The sequence below is a fragment of the Clostridium sp. genome (assembly GCF_022482905.1).
GTDB lineage: Bacteria > Bacillota > Clostridia > Clostridiales > Clostridiaceae > Clostridium_B.
Window position 1 is genome coordinate 1 of sequence record NZ_JAKVOI010000001.1, and the last position, 18,593, is coordinate 18,593.

At 34.1% G+C, this 18,593-nt stretch carries 32 protein-coding genes; 29 read left to right on the forward strand and 3 right to left on the reverse strand.

Annotated elements, in window-relative coordinates; translation table 11 throughout:
* Positions 1 to 85: 85 nt before the first annotated feature.
* The 3 genes from LKE46_RS00005 to LKE46_RS00015 all read right to left on the reverse strand — a co-directional run bounded on the left by LKE46_RS00005 (position 86) and on the right by LKE46_RS00015 (position 2,154).
* A complete protein-coding gene (locus LKE46_RS00005; RefSeq protein WP_291717241.1) occupies positions 86 to 1,180 on the reverse strand; it encodes a tyrosine-type recombinase/integrase in 1,095 nt (364 codons plus the stop codon).
* An 80-nt stretch (positions 1,181 to 1,260) separates the two neighbouring features.
* Positions 1,261 to 1,695, reverse strand: coding sequence for an ImmA/IrrE family metallo-endopeptidase (locus tag LKE46_RS00010; protein ID WP_291717242.1), 435 nt, complete (start codon positions 1,693 to 1,695; stop codon positions 1,261 to 1,263).
* A 21-nt stretch (positions 1,696 to 1,716) separates the two neighbouring features.
* Positions 1,717 to 2,154 carry a helix-turn-helix domain-containing protein gene (locus LKE46_RS00015; protein ID WP_291717244.1) on the reverse strand — a complete coding sequence of 146 codons (438 nt, stop codon included), beginning with the start codon at positions 2,152 to 2,154 and terminating at the stop codon, positions 1,717 to 1,719.
* 213 nt (positions 2,155 to 2,367) lie between these two features.
* Here LKE46_RS00015 and LKE46_RS00020 point away from each other — a divergent pair, with 213 nt between their 5' ends.
* From LKE46_RS00020 to LKE46_RS00160, 29 genes are all read left to right on the forward strand, one after another.
* On the forward strand, positions 2,368 to 2,589 hold the full coding sequence (locus LKE46_RS00020) for a helix-turn-helix transcriptional regulator (protein ID WP_291717246.1): 222 nt from the start codon (positions 2,368 to 2,370) through the stop codon (positions 2,587 to 2,589).
* Positions 2,590 to 2,898: a histidine kinase gene (locus tag LKE46_RS00025; RefSeq protein WP_291717248.1), complete on the forward strand. Its 309-nt coding sequence runs from the start codon at positions 2,590 to 2,592 to the stop codon at positions 2,896 to 2,898.
* Positions 2,899 to 2,932: 34 nt separating this feature from the next.
* Positions 2,933 to 3,076 (forward strand): hypothetical protein, encoded by a 144-nt coding sequence (locus LKE46_RS00030; RefSeq protein WP_291717250.1) that lies wholly within the window; start codon positions 2,933 to 2,935, stop codon positions 3,074 to 3,076.
* Positions 3,077 to 3,093: 17 nt separating this feature from the next.
* Positions 3,094 to 3,327, forward strand: a complete 234-nt coding sequence (locus LKE46_RS00035; protein WP_291717253.1) for a DUF7446 family protein — start codon at positions 3,094 to 3,096, stop codon at positions 3,325 to 3,327.
* Positions 3,324 to 3,629 carry a hypothetical protein gene (locus LKE46_RS00040; protein WP_291717254.1) on the forward strand — a complete coding sequence of 102 codons (306 nt, stop codon included), beginning with the start codon at positions 3,324 to 3,326 and terminating at the stop codon, positions 3,627 to 3,629. Before LKE46_RS00035 ends, LKE46_RS00040 begins: the two co-directional genes overlap by 4 nt.
* Positions 3,622 to 4,593, forward strand: coding sequence for a hypothetical protein (locus tag LKE46_RS00045; RefSeq protein WP_291717256.1), 972 nt, complete (start codon positions 3,622 to 3,624; stop codon positions 4,591 to 4,593). Before LKE46_RS00040 ends, LKE46_RS00045 begins: the two co-directional genes overlap by 8 nt.
* The gene (locus LKE46_RS00050; protein WP_291717258.1) at positions 4,586 to 5,011 is read left to right on the forward strand and encodes a hypothetical protein; all 426 of its coding nucleotides are present in this window, start codon (positions 4,586 to 4,588) and stop codon (positions 5,009 to 5,011) included. The genes LKE46_RS00045 and LKE46_RS00050 overlap by 8 nt, the downstream gene beginning before the upstream one ends.
* Positions 4,974 to 5,228 (forward strand): hypothetical protein, encoded by a 255-nt coding sequence (locus tag LKE46_RS00055; protein ID WP_291717260.1) that lies wholly within the window; start codon positions 4,974 to 4,976, stop codon positions 5,226 to 5,228. The genes LKE46_RS00050 and LKE46_RS00055 overlap by 38 nt, the downstream gene beginning before the upstream one ends.
* Positions 5,229 to 5,268: 40 nt before the next feature.
* Entirely contained in the window at positions 5,269 to 5,430 is a 162-nt protein-coding gene (locus LKE46_RS00060; RefSeq protein WP_291717262.1) for a hypothetical protein, read from the forward strand.
* A gap of 15 nt (positions 5,431 to 5,445) precedes the next feature.
* A complete protein-coding gene (locus LKE46_RS00065) occupies positions 5,446 to 5,631 on the forward strand; it encodes a hypothetical protein (RefSeq protein ID WP_291717264.1) in 186 nt (61 codons plus the stop codon).
* Entirely contained in the window at positions 5,628 to 5,894 is a 267-nt protein-coding gene (locus tag LKE46_RS00070; RefSeq protein ID WP_291717266.1) for a hypothetical protein, read from the forward strand. The genes LKE46_RS00065 and LKE46_RS00070 overlap by 4 nt, the downstream gene beginning before the upstream one ends.
* Positions 5,882 to 6,046, forward strand: a complete 165-nt coding sequence (locus LKE46_RS00075; RefSeq protein ID WP_291717268.1) for a hypothetical protein — start codon at positions 5,882 to 5,884, stop codon at positions 6,044 to 6,046. Before LKE46_RS00070 ends, LKE46_RS00075 begins: the two co-directional genes overlap by 13 nt.
* 13 nt (positions 6,047 to 6,059) lie before the next feature.
* Positions 6,060 to 6,239, forward strand: coding sequence for a hypothetical protein (locus LKE46_RS00080; RefSeq protein ID WP_291717270.1), 180 nt, complete (start codon positions 6,060 to 6,062; stop codon positions 6,237 to 6,239).
* 49 nt (positions 6,240 to 6,288) lie between these two features.
* Complete coding sequence (locus LKE46_RS00085) at positions 6,289 to 6,624, forward strand: hypothetical protein (protein WP_291717272.1); 336 nt, start codon at positions 6,289 to 6,291, stop codon at positions 6,622 to 6,624.
* A complete protein-coding gene (locus LKE46_RS00090; RefSeq protein WP_291717274.1) occupies positions 6,617 to 6,808 on the forward strand; it encodes a hypothetical protein in 192 nt (63 codons plus the stop codon). The genes LKE46_RS00085 and LKE46_RS00090 overlap by 8 nt, the downstream gene beginning before the upstream one ends.
* Positions 6,809 to 6,937 carry a hypothetical protein gene (locus tag LKE46_RS00095; protein ID WP_291717276.1) on the forward strand — a complete coding sequence of 43 codons (129 nt, stop codon included), beginning with the start codon at positions 6,809 to 6,811 and terminating at the stop codon, positions 6,935 to 6,937.
* A 10-nt stretch (positions 6,938 to 6,947) separates the two neighbouring features.
* Positions 6,948 to 7,739 (forward strand): recombinase RecT, encoded by a 792-nt coding sequence (locus LKE46_RS00100; RefSeq protein WP_291717278.1) that lies wholly within the window; start codon positions 6,948 to 6,950, stop codon positions 7,737 to 7,739.
* Entirely contained in the window at positions 7,717 to 8,133 is a 417-nt protein-coding gene (locus LKE46_RS00105) for a YopX family protein (RefSeq protein WP_291717280.1), read from the forward strand. The genes LKE46_RS00100 and LKE46_RS00105 overlap by 23 nt, the downstream gene beginning before the upstream one ends.
* Positions 8,120 to 8,896, forward strand: a complete 777-nt coding sequence (locus tag LKE46_RS00110; protein ID WP_291717282.1) for a PD-(D/E)XK nuclease-like domain-containing protein — start codon at positions 8,120 to 8,122, stop codon at positions 8,894 to 8,896. The genes LKE46_RS00105 and LKE46_RS00110 overlap by 14 nt, the downstream gene beginning before the upstream one ends.
* A 14-nt stretch (positions 8,897 to 8,910) precedes the next feature.
* Positions 8,911 to 9,516, forward strand: a complete 606-nt coding sequence (locus LKE46_RS00115; protein ID WP_291717283.1) for an HD domain-containing protein — start codon at positions 8,911 to 8,913, stop codon at positions 9,514 to 9,516.
* A gap of 9 nt (positions 9,517 to 9,525) precedes the next feature.
* Entirely contained in the window at positions 9,526 to 9,672 is a 147-nt protein-coding gene (locus LKE46_RS00120; protein ID WP_291725482.1) for a flavoprotein, read from the forward strand.
* A complete protein-coding gene (locus LKE46_RS00125) occupies positions 9,665 to 10,084 on the forward strand; it encodes a single-stranded DNA-binding protein (protein ID WP_291717285.1) in 420 nt (139 codons plus the stop codon). The genes LKE46_RS00120 and LKE46_RS00125 overlap by 8 nt, the downstream gene beginning before the upstream one ends.
* A 230-nt stretch (positions 10,085 to 10,314) precedes the next feature.
* On the forward strand, positions 10,315 to 10,932 hold the full coding sequence (locus tag LKE46_RS00130) for an NUMOD4 domain-containing protein (RefSeq protein WP_291717287.1): 618 nt from the start codon (positions 10,315 to 10,317) through the stop codon (positions 10,930 to 10,932).
* Positions 10,904 to 11,605 carry an ERCC4 domain-containing protein gene (locus LKE46_RS00135; RefSeq protein ID WP_291717289.1) on the forward strand — a complete coding sequence of 234 codons (702 nt, stop codon included), beginning with the start codon at positions 10,904 to 10,906 and terminating at the stop codon, positions 11,603 to 11,605. The genes LKE46_RS00130 and LKE46_RS00135 overlap by 29 nt, the downstream gene beginning before the upstream one ends.
* Positions 11,606 to 11,841: 236 nt before the next feature.
* Complete coding sequence (locus LKE46_RS00140; RefSeq protein WP_291717291.1) at positions 11,842 to 14,430, forward strand: CHC2 zinc finger domain-containing protein; 2,589 nt, start codon at positions 11,842 to 11,844, stop codon at positions 14,428 to 14,430.
* A 335-nt stretch (positions 14,431 to 14,765) separates the two neighbouring features.
* Positions 14,766 to 15,206 carry a sigma-70 family RNA polymerase sigma factor gene (locus LKE46_RS00145; RefSeq protein WP_291717293.1) on the forward strand — a complete coding sequence of 147 codons (441 nt, stop codon included), beginning with the start codon at positions 14,766 to 14,768 and terminating at the stop codon, positions 15,204 to 15,206.
* A gap of 142 nt (positions 15,207 to 15,348) precedes the next feature.
* Positions 15,349 to 15,756, forward strand: coding sequence for a helix-turn-helix domain-containing protein (locus LKE46_RS00150; protein ID WP_291717295.1), 408 nt, complete (start codon positions 15,349 to 15,351; stop codon positions 15,754 to 15,756).
* Positions 15,757 to 16,007: 251 nt separating this feature from the next.
* Positions 16,008 to 16,703, forward strand: a complete 696-nt coding sequence (locus LKE46_RS00155) for a hypothetical protein (protein ID WP_291717297.1) — start codon at positions 16,008 to 16,010, stop codon at positions 16,701 to 16,703.
* A 166-nt stretch (positions 16,704 to 16,869) separates the two neighbouring features.
* Positions 16,870 to 18,591 (forward strand): hypothetical protein, encoded by a 1,722-nt coding sequence (locus LKE46_RS00160; protein ID WP_291717299.1) that lies wholly within the window; start codon positions 16,870 to 16,872, stop codon positions 18,589 to 18,591.
* The last annotated feature ends 2 nt before the right edge of the window (positions 18,592 to 18,593 follow it).

The window sequence follows — 18,593 nt, forward strand, 5'->3', positions numbered from 1 at the left end:
ATGCAAGAGAAAATAGTATAAAAATTTAAAACCCTTGTAGTATCAAGGCTTGAGCGTAATAGAAATGCTATTCGTCAAAAATTCGTCAAAAAATATTGTTTATAATATTTTGAGCCTTATGCATCATATCTTTTGTAACATGGGAATAGGTATGCATGGTTTGTTCTACATCATGGCCAAGTAATTTAGCTGCTGTTAGCCAGTCAGTGCCATCTGCAATTAATAGAGTAGCATAAGTGTGTCTAAGCTCATGTATAGTAAGATCAAATCCCACTTTTTTGAAATAGTTCTTTAGCATCTGGCTTAACCCTTGAATTTCTTTATAGGCTATAACTCTATTGTCTATATTTATAGGGTGTGAATTTTTAAAATCTAATAGATATTTTATAGTTGTTTTAGACATGGGAATTGTTCTATAGGAGTTTTTACTTTTAAGTTCACCGAAACCGGTTTTACGTGGCCCTATATTTTTCCACTGTCTGTCTATTTTTATAGTTCCCTTTTTAAAATCAATACGATCCCAGGTTAATCCTAATATTTCGCCGACACGCATCCCACAAGCCCCGGCAAGAATAAACATTATCTTATATTTGGGATTCCTGGTGTTTGAAATTAATTTTTCAAATTCGGCTCTGGTTAGAGCCTTTTTAGTACTTGGTTTCTTGCTTATCTTTATATTGATGTTATTTACAGGGGATTGAGGTATAATTTTATAGGGATCAACTGCCGCCCTGAAGATTACTTTTATCCGGGCTAAATAGGTATCAATCGTAGAGTATTTTAAATCATTCTGTGTCATTTTGTCGACACACATTTGGATATCAAGTGGCGTCACCTCGGTTAATTTCTTGTCATACAAGGTAGTAAAATAGTTAAGAGCACTTTCATATAGCAGTATAGTATTTTGCTCTCTATATAATTTTAAATGCTTTAAATACATGTCTATAAATTCTTTAAAAGTTATTTTGTCATATTCAGTGTTGATGTTATTTTTTATAGTTTCTTTTAATTGTTCCACTGCTTCCACAGCAGCATCCTTAACTTCCTGTGGAACTTTTTTCTTATCTGTTGCTTTAAATCCTTGTTTGCTTTTTTGTTTCCATCTCCCGTTATTATCTTTGTAAGATATAATATACTGCCAGCTATTGTCTTTTTTCCTGTAAGAAATGTTATATTGCATAAATAATCCTCCTCCTTTAATAAAACATATGTTCGCATACAAATTAAAAAATATATAGTACCTACATTCGTACCACCTCCTTAAATCCAATCAAACTTTAGTTTTAATAAATCTGATGAAACATTTTCTATGTGCGCTATTTCATCAAATGTATATCCAGCATAATCATTCAAGACATCATCTTTTATTAAAAATTCTGCGGCGAATAAGTTAGCTTCTCTTTCTATCTTGCAAGTTAAAAACAGTGTATAACTCTTCATAAAATAGCAATTGGTCTTTTTATGCAATACAGCGTGTCCTATCTCGTGGGCCAATACAATTATTCTTTCATAGTCATTTAAACAAGAATTTAAAAATATAGTTCTGCGACGATTTAAGTACATATATGCACCTGAGTATGAACCCAAAGGAACTATTTTTAAAACAACCCCCAAACATCTGGCAAGTTCATATACATTGTTAGTTTTGTATTTTCTTATTAATGCTCTTACTATTATTTTTATTCTAGAGTGCATTTCCCCACACATCCCCTTTTGTTATTTCCTGTATTTTTTAGGAGTATAAGTTTCTTTGTTTTTTACCTTTATGGTTTTTAAAGCCAGCTCAATTGCACTCCTAAATAATTCCTTATCCTCTTCCTTCATTTCTATGCCATTATAGTAAGATGGTCCTGATTCGCCTTTGTCCAATTTATCCATAATAGAATCAACATCTTTAGATATATCTCTAAGATCCCTTTTATTTAATTCAAGCTTTTCAGCTTCTTCTTTTTTAATATTACCTAATAGATCATCCACGCTTATTTTTAGAGCAGAAGATAATTTTTCAAGAGTATTCCTTGAAGGATTTGAGATTTTTTCATTTTCAATTTCACTTATTGTGCTTTTATTTATACCCGAAAGAGTTGCAAGTTTATTAATACTCAATTTATATTTCTGTCTTAATTTTCTTAAATTTTCACTTAAATTACTCATTGTAATATTTTCCTTTCTGTTCGGTTTATATTACATATTATAATACGAATGTTTGATAAAGTAAACAGCAATTCTAAGAAAATTAAAGAAAATTAAAGTATACTATAAATATTGTTCGAATTATCAAACAATATAGTCAATATTAAGAATTGAGTGTTTGACTAATCAAACATATAATATAGGCATAGTCAAACGGAAGGAGGTTGAAAAATATTGAACAACAACATAAAAGTGTTAGTCCAAAACTTGAAAGCTTCAGGAATTACAACAAGCGAAATAATTGAAAGAAGTGGTTTGAGCAGAACTCAATTTTATGCAATTTTAAATGGTGAATGTGTTCCAAAGCTTGATAATGCTAATAGGATATGTAAAGTTTTAGGAGCCAGCATTGAAGACGTATTTCCGGATTTAAAACCAGAAAAGGAGTTGAGATAAATGGAACAGCTTTTAACCAAGCCACAACTAGCCGAACACTGGCAGGTAACAGAAAAAGCTATAGAAAAGTGGATTAAAGATGGACTCATAACACCGTGCCAAAGAGTGCCTGGCCGTATGAGATTTTCACCAAGGTATATAGCCGAACTTGACGGAGTTAAACTTGAAAAACATTCCCCACTGGAATGGAGAAGATTGCAGAGGGAGTTGGAATTCTGGAGGACAAAGGCCGAGAAAATGGAGGAAACTTTTAACAAGCTGGATATGGTTATAACGGAAACCAGGTATTTAAAGCAGAAAGAAGCATAGACCTACATAAGCAATTTTAAGGTAGGTGATTAAGATGCAAGAACAGTACGACGCAATGCACGAACTCATTTTAACTATAGCAGAGAGCTTTGGTATGTCGCATGCAGATGCAGAAGTGTATGCCAGAAAGTTGAAAAACATGGCATTGGATGAATACAGAAAAGCTTTTAGAAAATAGGAGGTGAAATATAAATAATGGAATTTGGAACGTCTTATTTATCAGACAAAATATATATGGGAACTAGTAAAAAGCTAAAAGATGGTACTGCAATTTGGACAAAACAGACAGATGTAACGGACGCAGTTGTTAAAGCGGTATTTGAACACATGTATCTTGAGGCAGAAAAAACAGGTGCATATGAAATCTCAATACCTGGCTTTGGCAAAATGGTATTTACACGAGAGGGAAAGACGGGTGATACAAAATGATTGAACACATATTTAAATTGGAAGATGTTAAGCCAGGAGTACCAAAAGTGTACCAGTTCCCAGATAACAGTAAGGTCACAATAAATGATTTTCAACTTAAAAAAGACTGGGTTGCAGAAGTGGAGGTTACAAAATTAAAAGACCTGCCAGACACGATTTTTGTAACATTGTACAGCAAGTTTACGGAAATAGGTACTGTAGTGTCTAAAAGCTCTTACACATTGGAACTAGAGGTTGTGGATGGCGTAAAGTACTATTATTTGGAGCCATTGAAGGAGAGTGAGATAAATAAAATTGAGTGATATAAAAATCAAATCTGAATTTAAAAATTTATTGCCACCACTAACAGAGGAACAGAAAACAGAGCTTGAAAAAGACATTATAAAAAATGGCTGCCTTACTCCATTGGTAGTATGGAACAACATTTTAATAGATGGACATCACCGTTATGATATTTGCACTAAAAATGGCATACCGTTTGATCTAACAGAAATGGAATTCAAGGGCAAGCTGGAAGCTATGGAGTGGATTTGGAGTAATCAGAAGAACAGAAGAAATCTTAATAAATATGAACTTGCTCAAATAGCGCTTAAATTCAAACCTGTAATAGAAGCTAAAGCAAAGGAAAATCTCAAAACATCAACTGGCGGTAAAAATCCTCGGCCTTGTCAGAAATCTGACAACCCTGCAATAGATACTAAAAAAGAACTTGCAAAAATAGCTGGGGTAAGTCATGACACAATCCACAAAGTTGAGGTTATAGAAAATCAAGCTCCGGAGGATATTAAAAAGCAGGTAAAGGCTGGAGATTTGACAATCAATAATGCATATATTCTCACTAAATCGGCTGTAGAAGCCAAAAAGAAAAATGAGGAACAAGAAAAACTTTATAAAGAGCAACTTGAAAAAGAGGAGCAGGAACAGGAAAAAAGGAAAAAACAGGAGGAACTTGAAAAATCATTACCTGAAAACGCAGTCCTGATTGATAAGTTTAGGAAACCAAAAGAAACCCACATTTTCGGAATAACTGATTTCAATAATCTAAGTGAAGAACAACTTGGCGATTGTATAAAACACTCAAAAAAATATGAAGACGCAATATCTAAAGTAGCACTTTTAAGTACAAGCAATGATTCACTGAAAGCGTGGAGTTGTATAGCAAATACGACAGAACTTATTGACATAGAACTATCAGAGTTAAGTCTTGCTATCAAGAATTTAATAACGATCCAAAATTATTTTAAGGGGGTAAAAAAAGATGGGTAACTACAGCAGTCTTGAGAAAAAAGCAAGAGAAGCCATATTGGAACAAATGGACGAGCTTGGAGAAATAACAACAGATGCCGTAATGGAGCTTATAAGACCACACTATATCTTTGATATTCGTAAACTTAGAAATCAGGCTCTTAGACGTACCGCAAACAGTTTAATGCGAAGATATAAGGATGATAAGGGAATAAGGACATGTTTCAACTATAAGGATGATGGCGTTTCTAAATATGTGAATGTAGATAAAACTAAAAATTTAAAAGCTCTTGAGAATATAGAAGCTCAGTTAAATAAGAAATACAAAGGGTTAAATGCATCCAAGAAAAAAGTGGCTTTAAGAAAACAAGTACTATCCGGCCAGATATCTATAGAAGACATTGAAACAGAGAAGGAAAGGGGCACTGGAAGTGATTAAAATTATAACGCCCGAACGGGCAGACAGCATAATCGAAACCAGGAAGCCTTATGGCAGATTTATCGTGTTGGAGAAAGGTTGGTTTGTTGGTATAGACAACACCGCAGGAGAAGCATGGACAGAAGATTTTAAGCACCTTAAGAATTGCCTGGCATATCTGCATGGAGCACCGTTGGAAGATTGTTTGGAACTAGAATGGGGTGAAAATAATGTCTAGCGGCTGGAGTTGCTCATGTGCTGGTAGCAGAAAAGAGAAAATGAAAAATTGGAGAGTTGTTGTCCGCAATGGTAACTACTCAGAGTTTGAAAGTCCTAAGGGAGCATTTCACCCCAGTAAATATTCATCTGTAAGATGTTTGAAATGCGGTAGCATATGGAGAACTAAGGCAAATTACGTTAATGAATTAGAAGATATTTGAAAGGTAGATGATTAAATGACTGATTTTTGGTACAGGCAGCCAATACAAAGCAAAGAGTTTAAGGAGGGATTGAAGCAGGAAAAGCTATTCAGGCTGTATATGTTATTAGCTAGTTTAATTAAGGAAGAAAGAGAAGGACAGAAGGTTAAAAGTAGAATAAATGCTGTTAGGAGAGAAATTGGAAGGAGGAAAGGAAGTTGAAGGAAAATTGGTATGCACTTATCTTAGCTGTGGAAAAGGGTATTTCCTGTGAAAAAGCACTTGTAAAAATGGGTGTAAGTAGTGAACCTCACGTGCGTCGCACGCACAGGGAAGTACAGCAGAAAACCAAAGAAATGTTAGAACTTAGAAAGAAAGGCTATACAGTAAGGCAAATTGCAGAAATTTACAAACTTAGTTATTGGACTGCGAGAAGCAGAATCAAACGAGCTAAAGGAAAGGAAGTGAGAATATGTCGCAATTAGGAGCTGAAGTTTTAGGAGTCTACAGTCTGATAGCTGTAATTGTACTAGCTATATACCATGCAATTAGATATACAAGAGAGGACAGCATAGAAAATCAGTTAACTATAGTTGTCTTGGTACCTGTAATTATATTTCTAACAAATGTTATTTGAAGGAGGAAGATGGATGATTTACTGCACAGTTGGTAAATGCCCTATAGATCTTAAAGAGCCTATATGCTGTATTTACTGCAACAAAAACAAGAACTGCCCCAATGCTTGTAAAAGTACAAGCAGAGAATGTCGATTAAGTTTTGAGAATAGAAAAAGAACCCTTTGCAGAGGGTCCAAAAACAAAATTAACTAATTCCACTTTACTATAGAGTGGGAAATAAGTCAAATATGGAGGAATTAAAATGGAACAAAATCATGTTGTTATAGACCTGGACACATTTTCAAACTTACAGAAAGAAGCTGACGAATTAGAAAAACTTAAAAAGGAAAATTTAATACTCCCTAAGGATGTTTTTACAATGAAGAGAGACTTTAGAGACAAAGTTAACTTAGCAATTAATGGAACAATTGCTCTAAATATAGCGAGAGAGCTTTTAAGCAATAGCGAATTTAAGGATAGTCATATAGAAGATTTTGAAGAAAAGGATATCGAGGACAGGCTATTAGAAATAGGAGAATTTTCACTGATTTTTATAAACAAGAACGAGAAAACCGAGAAAGCTGAAGAAGATGAGTAAGGTTATAAAGGAGATAAACACACCGTTCAAGGGACTGCTTGCCACTCTTAATAGTTTGCTAGAGGTATTAAACAAGCTGGATTATAGAATCTATGACGCTAATGATTCAGACTATTATATTTTAGCAATTTCATATAACGACAAGGAAGACAGATTGGAAACTATTTGGGGAGAGGATAAATAGATGGAGAATTTTAAATTCAAGATACTTGAAATTAAACAAAACCCTGACGTAACAACTATAAAAGCTGCATTAAGGCAGAGTTATTTAAGACAATTGGAAAATGAATTAGAGCCTGGAGAAATAATTTAGGAGGGATAATATGGCAGATAAAAAAATGGTGGTTTTAAATGAAAGCCACACAATGTTAAATAAATTGCTTGAGACAAAACAGGAGGCGCTTCCAAAGGATTTTAACAAGGCAAGATTTTTACAGAATTGCATGACCGTTCTACAGGACACCGAGGGAATTGAACAATGTCAGCCGATTAGTGTAGCAAGGACAATGCTCAAAGGTGCATTTCTGGGGCTGGATTTCTTCAACAGGGAATGTTATGCAATACCGTATAGTGGAAGCTTGCAGTTTCAGACTGACTATAAAGGCGAAATTAAATTAGCTAAGAAATATAGTTTCAATCCTATAAAGGACATATACGCAAAGATTGTCCGCGAGGGTGATGATTTTCAAGAAAGCATTGAAGATGGAAGGCAGACAATCAACTTCAAACCGTTGCCGTTTAATAATGGTGAGATTATAGGGGCGTTTGCGGTATGTCTCTTCCAAGATGGCAGTATGCTTTATGAAACCATGACAAGGCAGGAAATAGAAGGTATACGAAACAATTTTTCCAAGGCAAAAAACAGCCCGGCATGGGTGAAAACCCCGGGAGAAATGTACAAAAAGACAGTGCTCCGAAGGCTGTGCAAATTAATTGAACTTGACTTTGACAGCGTCGAAACCAAAAAAGTCTACAATGAGACATCTGATTTTGAGTTTGAAAATCAAGAACACGAGGTTTCAAATTTTGATAAAGATGATAGCAATATCATTGAAGCTGATGCAGAGGTTCAGGAAGATACTTCGGAGGTAGGTGAAGACATTGAGAAAGATTAAGTTTAGGGCTTATATTAAAAAACTTGGAAAGATAGTGAATGTGGAAGAAATCAATTTTAGTAATGAAACAATAGGAGTAAAAGTACCTGGTGAAGGGTATTTACTTGTATATAACTTTAAAGATTTTGAGCTTATGCAATACACAGGCTTGAAAGACAAAAACGGCGTTGAAGTGTACGAGGGTGACATTTTGAAATTATTTTACGGGAAGGAAAATACGCCGCTTACAACAACCAAGGTATTTTTTAATAAAGAAGGGTATTGGGATTCAAAAAATCTGTCAGAGCAACATCCTGTCAGAGCATGCTATGGCGGATTTAATAAATGTGAGGTTATAGGCAATATTTATGAGAATCCAGAACTTTTAGAAGGTGAAGAAAATGCCAGTAACTAAGGAAAATTACTTCACCAAAGAAAATGACAGAGAATATATGTCAGTCAGCTTATTCAAGAGTTTTAAAGAATGTGAGGCCAAGACAATGGCAAAGCTTAACGGAGAATGGGAAGATAGCAACAAAGACGCCCTCCTACTTGGTAGCTATGTTCATGCATGGAGTGAAGGTACTTTAGAAGAATTTAAAGCCGAGCATCCAGAAATGTATTCTTCTAGAGGCAAAACCAAGGGACAGCTAAAATCTACCTTCCAGATTGCAGACCGCATGATTGCCACTCTAAAGGATGATGAACTAGTCAAAGAAGCCAGAGAAGGTCAGAAGGAAGTTATTCAAACTGCGGAATTGTTTGGGGTTCCATGGAAAGCCATGTTCGATATATACAATCCAGAGAAAAAGGTTATTGTGGATTTGAAAACTACCAGGAATATACACAGCAAATTCAATGGTAACGAGAACTTTATAACACACTATGATTACTTATTGCAGATGGCTATATACTGCGAAATCGACCGTATAAACCGCAAGGCGGATGATTACTTTCAGCCCCACATAATAGCCGTTTCCAAAGAAGAAATCCCGGACAAGGCTGTAATACTTCTAGGTACGGAATTCATAGAGGATAAGTTGCTGGAAACAGAAATATTAATGGACAGGGTGAAAGCCGTTTGGCAAGGCAGAGAACAGCCGACACGGTGCGAAGAATGTGACTATTGTAGATCTACAAAGAAATTAGAGAAAACCATATTTTATATGGACCTATAAGGAAGGGGAAAAATATGAAGCCAGAGGAAATCAAAGCAAAAATAATTGATTTACTTATAAATACTAACAGGAAAGGCATAGAGAGAGTAATTAAGTATATGGAGGACAGTGACTTCTTTGAAGCTCCTGCCTCTACAAGGTACCATGGCAATTATAAAGGCGGTCTTGCAGAACACAGTTTAAATGTCTATGAAATATTTAAGAAGAAAAATGTTGAGTACGATTTTGGATTGAGTGACGATACTGTGAAAATTACTGCGTTGCTGCATGATATATGCAAAACCAATTTTTATACTGTGAGTTCCCGAAACATGAAAAAAGAGGGTAAATGGGTAAAAGTTCCTTACTATGCAGTGGATGACCAAGCACCTTTCGGGCATGGAGAGAAAAGCGTTATTATACTCCAACAATTTATAAAACTAGGCAGAGAGGAAGTAATAATAATCAGGTGGCATATGGGTGGCTATGAGCCAAGCCAGAATTACAATAGTATAAGTAAAGCATGGAATATTTGCAAAGCCGGAGTTGCGCTTCACACGGCAGATTTAGAATCCAGCTATATATTAGAGACACATTTTGAACCGGGCGAGAGCACGAAACAGATGTCGTTTAAAGCTTAGGTGATAGCAATGGTTATTATGGCTGTACCATATAAAAATTTTAAGGAAAAGATAAAAATTACAAAAGAATATGGCGGAATGTACCATATAGAAGACCTTAATATGTACAGCACTAGAGGCATTTTATATATGGAAAGAAGGGAAACAATTGAATAATATACAACTTGTGGGTAGATTGACACGCGATCCGGAGTTAAATTATACACCTGGAAGTGGGCTGGCAATAGTTAAATTCACATTAGCGGTAAATAGGCCACGGTTTAACAAAGACAAACCCCAGGAGGCGGATTTTATAAATTGTGTGTGCTTCGGAAAGAGAGCTGAAGCAATAGCAAATTATGTTCAGAAAGGGCATAGATTCGGCGTTATAGGTAGACTACAGATTAACAAATATACGGATAAAGAAGGTAATAACAGGTGGAGCAGTGATGTTATTGTAAATGATTTTGAGTTTATGCAGGATAAAGGAAATAACAATAGCAGCTACAATAATTATTCTGCGGCTCCACAGCAGAATAATGATGCTGATTATGTGGAAGTTGAGGACGACGGAGACATACCATTTTGATAAATGAAATTTCAGTTAATACCCTCAGAAAGAGCTCTTGGCAAAGCTTAGAGAAATAATTCCGAAATTGATACTTATTTCAACAAATGCAACTAATTTTACAAAATTTTTAAATGAATTGATTATCATAAAACATCCCTCCTTTAGTTGCTTTGCCGAGTCTTCCAAGGTAATGCCCTTTCTCAAGGTATTAACTAATATAATTATAACATATAAAGGCAGGTGATTAGATGCAGATACATTATAAATTTTCAGATATGGAAATTTGGAAAGATATTAGAGGATATGAAGGATATTATCAAATTAGCAATAAAGGCAGGATACGAAGTCTAAACAGAGCTATAGTTGATAATAGAGGCATTAAGTTTAATAAAAAGGGTAAATTGTTGTCAACTCATAAGGGAGAAAATGGATATATATATGTTTCCCTAAAAAAGAAAAACAAAACTAGAACATTTACAGTGCATAGACTAGTAGCAATCTATTTTGTTTCAAATTTATTAAATTTGCCTATTGTTAATCACAAAGATGAAAATAAAGAAAATAATAAGGCTGAAAACCTTGAATGGTGTACCTATAAATACAATAATTCATATGGAACTAAAATAGCAAGAGGAATGGAAAATAGAGATAACTCTTATATTGCAGCCCGAAATAAAAGAGTGCTTAGTAAAAAAGTATTTCAATATAATTTTGACGATAATTTAATAAAAATATGGGCAAGTACTAGGGAATGTCAAAGAAATGGTTTTAGTCAAAGTTGCGTTGCGGCATGTTGCAGGGGCGAATATAAGCAGCATAAAGGATATAAATGGGCTTATGAAAGAAGGGATAATATTGCATTATAAATTTACTAATAAAGAAATAGGCGAAATATTAAACAACATAGTAATTTTAGTAGATTCCAGAGAACAGGCAAACCTTCATATATTAAGTTGGCTAAGTAAAAATAAAAAGAAATATAAAGTCCAAAAAATTGACTATGGTGATTATAGCTGCTATCTACCTGTAGGAAGTTTCAAAGGCCAGACAAGAGATGTCTATTTTACAGATGAATTGATAATAGAGAGAAAATTTTGTATTGACGAATTAGCCATGAATCTAAAAGACAAAAAAACTAATTTAGATGAAATAAAAAAAGAGACAATTGAATTATTTGGAGAAGAATATTTAACAAAAGTACTTAGAAGCGATTATAACAGGCTTAAATATGAATTTTCCAATATGAACAGACACGATATAGAATTTTATATCTTCTTAGAAGATCCGAATTTTGATAGAAATATTAGAACTGGCAACTACAGGTCACAATATAAGCCACATACGCTATATGCAAGGCTTAAAGCACTGGAAAGAGAATTTCATACAATAATAAGGCCTTACAGCAAAGAGATTATAGCAAGTGAAATATATAACACATTGAGATACGGAGTAAGAAACATTTTAGTTCATAGAGGTTTTATTGAAGAAAAAGAATTGGATACAGATATAAGTCCGGAAAGTCAGCAGGCGGCAAAATAATCATAGGAGAGGATTATATGGACAGGTTAAAAATAACTAATGTTTTTTGGAAGATATGGTATAGCGAAATACGGCAGACTGACAAGCCCATTTGTGCGAATTGCGGAAAAGAATTAAAAAATGGTGATTATATAGATCATTATTATCCAATGTACCAAGACAGAAATTGTTGCAAAGAATGTAAAATTAAAGGCTTATAGTCAAGGAAAATCCGTACTTAGAAAAGAGGTGAGAAGGTGGAACTGCAAGATATAGACTTAAAAAATTTGATAGAAAGAGAAACAGGAGAACATTTTAATAGGCAGGGGTATATAAAATGCCCCTTCCACAATGAAAAGACACCTTCCCTTGCAGTAAAATTTTATCCGGATGCAAATAAACAACGGTTTAAATGCTTCGGCTGTTCAACATCTGGAGATAGTATTGACTTCATAATGAAATTTAAGAATATGGCATATGAGCAGGCTCGGGAATATTTAGGGCTTACAGTTGAAAAAAGTGAGCAGGAACAGCAGGTTGAAAGGGTACAAGGCTTTATAGACTGGCAGATAAAGAAATTCGGATGGAAAGATACTCTCATAGGTTTATTTCCCTTCACAAACGATAAAAGCGAGATTGCATACTTTAAGGCTAAATTTAAAGATAGCGAAGGTAAAAAAAGATTATCTTATTACCATATAGAAAATGACAAGGTAGTTAATAAAAGAGGTTCAGAAGAGCTGCCGTATAACCTGTATAACGCATTACAGGGCATTGAAAATGATAATGTACTAATTATATGCGAGGGTGAAAAAGACGTAAACAATCTCAATTCTGTGCTTAAACGGAGCAATTACGTGGCAACCAGTGTTAAAAATGTAAAAGACCTATCAATGTATGAAGGTGCATATTTATACATCTGTGGAGACACTGGAGAAGCAGGAGAAAAATACAAGTGGTCCATATATAAAAAACTGTTTGGCTCCGCAAAATCATTTAAATTTATAAACCTCCCAGGTATAAAAAGCCTGGGAGACAATAAAGATGTAACCGACTGGCTGGATGCTGGACATGATAAAAAAGATTTATTAAATGCATTTGATAGGTCACTGGATTTAAAAAATAAATATGAGTTGCAGCAAGACTCTTTAGGTATTTACAAAACTATCGCCAAGGACGGCTCAGAGAAAAAAATATATATGACGAATTTTAATGTGGTGGATGCCACGGCCATACATTACGTAAACGAAGATGTTGAAGGTATAAAACTATCTATAAAAACATCTTTCGGCGGCATAATTGAAAAAAGAGATTATGTCACTGTATTTGATGATCCAAAATCATTCAGGAACTTTTTAGGATCTATGGACTTAATATTTAAAGGGCGTGTTGATGATCTGATGAATCTGAAAGCATGGGTAAATAAATATTTTGCCATTGAGAAATCGAAAGTTTATTCAGGCACTAGATTTGTATTTGAGAATAATGATATAAAGCTAGTAACTCAAGATGGAATGATAACCAGTAAGGGCGTAAATACCAAAATAAAAAGTGACGGCGGAACAGCTATTAAAATTGTAAATATAGATCCTATAGGGAAAGAAGAACTCCAGAAACTTATGAAATATTTATTTGAGTTTGCACCAAAGAGGATAAGCTATTCGGTTGTAGGTACCATAATTAATAATCTTGCCATAGCTCAGGCCATAGAGTTAAATATTAGTTTTCATCACTTGTTACTGGCGGGTGAGAGTGGCGGCGGTAAAAGTACAGTAATGGAAAATGTTATCGCTGCTATACTGAATTACCCGAAGGATGATATCAAGTCGATTACACTTACAACGCCTTTTGCTATGGAAAAAGCTTTAAGTGAAGGAAATTATTCATTGCTCTTCGAAGAGTTTAAACCAAGCAAAATGAATGATTATAAGAAAAATATGATAAGTGAAATTTTAAGAAACAGCTATGACAGACACACAGTAGATAGAGGTAATAGAAATCTAAAAAGCAATACAGTTCTTGCACTTACAAGGCCGCTTATACTGGCAGGTGAAGAAACATTTATTAATAATGAAAAAGCACTAAATGAAAGGTCATGTATTATTTATCTATCGAAAAACCAAAGGACAAAAGAGCAAACCACAGCTATGGAGTGGATCATAAATCATCAAGATATTTTGAATAAGCTTGGGCGGAGCTTAATTGAAATAGTCTTAAATATGTCAGTGGAGGAATATAAAACATTAAGAGAAAATGAATTTAGTGAGATAAAAGGAATTAAAGACAGGCCAGGCAATACAGCAGCCAATATTTGCACTGGAATTGCTATATTAAATGAGCTTATTAATCAATATGGTTTACAGAAAATTACAAACTATGAGAATGTAGTTGTCGCCAATATAAGAAATGAGATACTTGACGATATGGATGATTCACTATCGGAAGTTGAAAAGATTTTAGCATTATACGACCAAATTATAGGAGATGGTAGAATATATGAAGATAATGTTAAAAAAGCTGTACAGAGAAAAGATGGAAGTTTGTATATCAGGACCAGCGAAATGTATAACCAGATCTTTTCCTATATGAAGGACATTGGGAATAAACAATCCTTGATGGAGCTAAAGGATTTTAAGAAGCAGGCAAAAATGGCAGGATATCTATTGAAGGCATCAGATAGGCAAATAAAAGTAGAAAGTGCTAACATAAGGTTTGATTTATACGACATTAGTAAAATTAAAAAACTAGGGCTTGAATCTTTAGCCCCGCCGGATATCTTTGAGGATGAATGGGAAAAAGGGGAACAGAAAGTTGTGTTTCCGGACAAGTTCAACAAAGGTAACTAATTTCATAAATGGTTACCTATTTGTTACCAAAAATGTTACCTGCTCAAAGCATTGGTATTATTGGCTTTATATATTATATATATGTGTTAGTAACAAAGTAACATAAATATATATGTACACGCACGGGTACACATACACTCATATATAAAAGTTGACTGCATATCATTTTAAAAAATGTTACCTTGCTACCGAAAGTGCGTAAAGCTAGATATATCAATGGATGGAATAGGTAACAAAAAGCTGAAAAAAGTGTTACCAAAAATGTTACCGAAGGACGTTTTGATAGAAAAATGCTACATGAATAGAAATTTTAATCCCAGGGAGGTATATTGTTTATGGCAAGTAAGGACAAATATTATAGAATTGTTGAAGCTATGCTTTATAGATATAAAAATGTTGAAGCAGAAATTCAAAATATAGATTTGGCAATTGAAGAATTGGAATATGAATATCAGGGTTGCCTCCCTATAGGATATAAAGAGAAAAGTGGACCTACTTATAAGTTTAGCAGTGTTGTTGAGAATGAATTTACAAGTAAGAATATAAGACCTGAACATCTAAAGATATTAAGGCATAAGGCTGAGATGCAGAATAAAAGGATAGATAATGCATTAAATGCATTGGATGATAGGTCAAGAGAAGTAATTGAATTAAAATACTTTATAAAGCTATCCAATAAACAAATTGCTATTCGGTTGGATTTAACTGAACAGTGGGTATGTGAGATTAAAAGAAGAGCTATTAATAATCTGGTTGCATCTATGTTCATGGTATAGTTTAATAAAACTTTCATAAAAGTTTCATTTTAGTTTAATTATAATTTCAAACAAAGGAGTATTATAATATCATAGAAATTATTTAAAGGACATCTAGTCATATAGGTGTCTTATTTACGTTAAGTGTAAGGGAGGGATAGAAATGCTTACCAAGGATCAGGAGAAGATGATTACAATGCTTATTGAAGGTGAGAAGATAACTGATATTGCTAGGAAGATTGGAGTGAGTAGGCAGACTATTTACTCGTGGAGGAGTAATGATGAAGTTAACGCTGAGCTTGACCAACGGAGACGAGACATTGCTAACCAAGGTAATAACTATATACTGAAGGATGTTAGGACATATATAGATAATATTAAAGATTTAGCTAACAACAGCACTGACAAACGAGTTAAGCTTGCAGCTAATCAATGCTTGTTAAGCCAGATATATGGTAATGCAACGGCTGTAGTTCAAACTCTTAATAATGACACAGAGAATAACAACGTAAATGAGAATGAGCTTGAAGAACAACTCAAGAAGTTTAAAAATATGAGAGTTGTTAAGTAGAAATAGCTTGAAAGCGTTGATATGACTGGGGTTGAAAGAGGTTGAATGATTATTTACAACTTCGCTAAAATTTGATTTAGCGAAGTTCATATTTGGAATGGCTGAAGAGATCCCCGGACCCGCCCACCTTCTAATTTTTGGAAATGAAAATAGCCCGGTGAGAGGTGTCACAATTTCTGTGATATTTTAAAAAGCCATGTGGAAAACTTTGTCATAAAATGATATAATATGACAGGGGGAGGTATGCTATTATGGATTATTTAACAGCTTTTGTTGAGAGCAGATTTTTTTTGGAATGGATAAAACCAATAGTAACTCCTTTGATGGTAACTTTAATAACATATTCAGTTGGTGTTCTCCGTAAGAGAAGAAAAAGTGAAAGCGTAATTAGGAGTGTAAAAGTTGCTAATAAACAATTAGTAGATGCTGTTAGACCATTTTTTATTCAAAAAATTAAATTAAGGAAAGAAGTTATATTAAATATCAGAAATGCTATTAAAGAACGATATGATAATATAGAATTAGATTCTTTATTTACATTAGATCAGATTAAAGAAAATATTATTTTAGATATTTCAGAGACTAGATTTTTAAAAGACCAGGATAAATTTGATTTAATAGATTTTACAGAAGATACATTTAAAGAATATGTACCAGAGGAAAACGAACAGATAGCGGAAAATCAAAATATTGACATGCTTATAAGAGAGCGAGATAAAATAGCTCGTTATGATGAAATGTTAATTTTTACAATGGTACCTATTATTGTAACTGTGCTTATGTTTCTTATACAAAATGTATTTATGATTTCAAAAAATCATAAACCAGTGAATATATTTTTTTCAACAGAGAACATATTTATAGCAGCTGGTATAGCTGTACTTATAATAGGAAGCGTAAATGCTATCATGAAAATTGTAGAACATTTAAAAAATAAGAAGGAATAATATTTAAGAACTCTTAATTAGGGCTCTTTTTTCATACCTAAAATTGTGAGGTGATTTAAATGTATAGTTGGTGTATGGCACATCCATGGATGGCTTTTATTATTTTAATAATATTAGCTGATTCTGTTGGATATTGGTTCCACGGTGGTAAAAAGGGTGATTCTTAATGTTTCAAAATGAAGACGAACAAAATAAGTTTTTACTATACAAGTACCTTCAACAAGTAGGTTTTGACGAATCCACCGCAGAAAATATGATCCTACAGCACAGTTCAAACCTATTCGGCTACCACGGGTTGAGTTGGCAGTTGGGACGCATGAACCTTGAATTCTTCTGTATGTATTTTCTCCAGGATACATTTCTTCCGAAGGAAAATAACACTGCGGCGCCTATAGCTAATGTTCATAGAGATATTTGGAGTAATATACAAGACAGTATTATCGGTAATGGTGAAAATCAAAGAGGATGGATTCTTCCACGTGGCACTGGTAAATCTGCCTTTGGAAATTTTGCCCCGACTTGCTGGTGTCATGCATATGGAATCAAGAAATACACCTTGATTTGTTCTGATATAGGATCTACAGCAGAGAAATTTATCAAGGATATCAAGAATACCTTCCTTGAGAATAATTACATTAAACAAGCTTTTGGAGTGCTACTGAATGACAAGGATAAGAGATATATTTGTAATTCAACTCAATTAGAATTTACAAACAAAACATTCATTGAAGCTATTTCTTCTAGTTCTCCAATGAGAGGTAGAAAATATGGTAATAATAGACCTGATTTAATAATTTTAGACGACTATCAATCAGAGCCAGACGTTAGGACTGATGATGCAAGGGAAAAGAAGTGGAAAAGGTTCTCTGATGATGTTAAATACGCAGTTCAGAAGCCAGTTACCCGTAATGGCAAAACAGTGAAAAAAGGTACAACTTTGATAGCATTGGGAACTCTACAGCATAAAGAGTGCTTTTATAGCAGGCTTATGAAGCAGCCAACATGGAAATTTAAAAATGAGAAGGGTGTTTTGGTTGATGATATAGACACATATTTTAATACCGGTCTGTGGGAGCAATTTAAAAACATCCTTTTTGATTTTAAGAATGAAACTCACTTAGAGGATGCAAAAGAATTTTATTATAGCCATGAAAAAGAAATGCAGTTCCCTATGTTATGGGCTGAATTTTGGGACTGTTTAGATATGGCCATGAGTTACTATGAAAATCCGGCCAGCTTTAAACAGGAAGTTCAAGGGGATGTTGATTCTATAGGCGAAAAGTGGTTTAAAACTGTTGCAACACAGCCCCGGGAGGAAATTGAAACACATTCCTTTATGAAGACAATGCTGTGCATGGATCCTGCCAGTACCGACAATGGAAAATCTGATTATTCAGCTTATCTGGTGGGTTCCGAAGCTGAGAATAATCTAAAATACGCCCGTAAAGCAGAATTAGCGAAAATCAATGCCAGAACTGATTTTGATAAGTATATAGGCCATGCAGTGGAGTTACTAAAGGAATATCCGGACGCTACCCACGTCTATATTGAGAAAAATACATTCAATGGTGCAGATGCTAATTTATTAGAGAATAAAATTAATGCTGATGATGTGCTACGGGTAAGGAATATAGAAATTATAAATGAAATGCAGCGCAAAAATAAGGATGATAAAATCAGCACGATTATTCCTTATATGAATAAAGGTCAGATTATTTTCGCTGAAGAGGACCAGGATTTTATAAAACAAATTATGGAATTCGCCGGGCAGAAATTTAGCATCCATGATGATGCTCCAGATATAACAGCAGAGTTCGCAAACAGAATTGAAAATATAGAAGTTATCCACAATGTGCAGCTCTTTGATAGAAGAAAATTAGGATTGTAGGA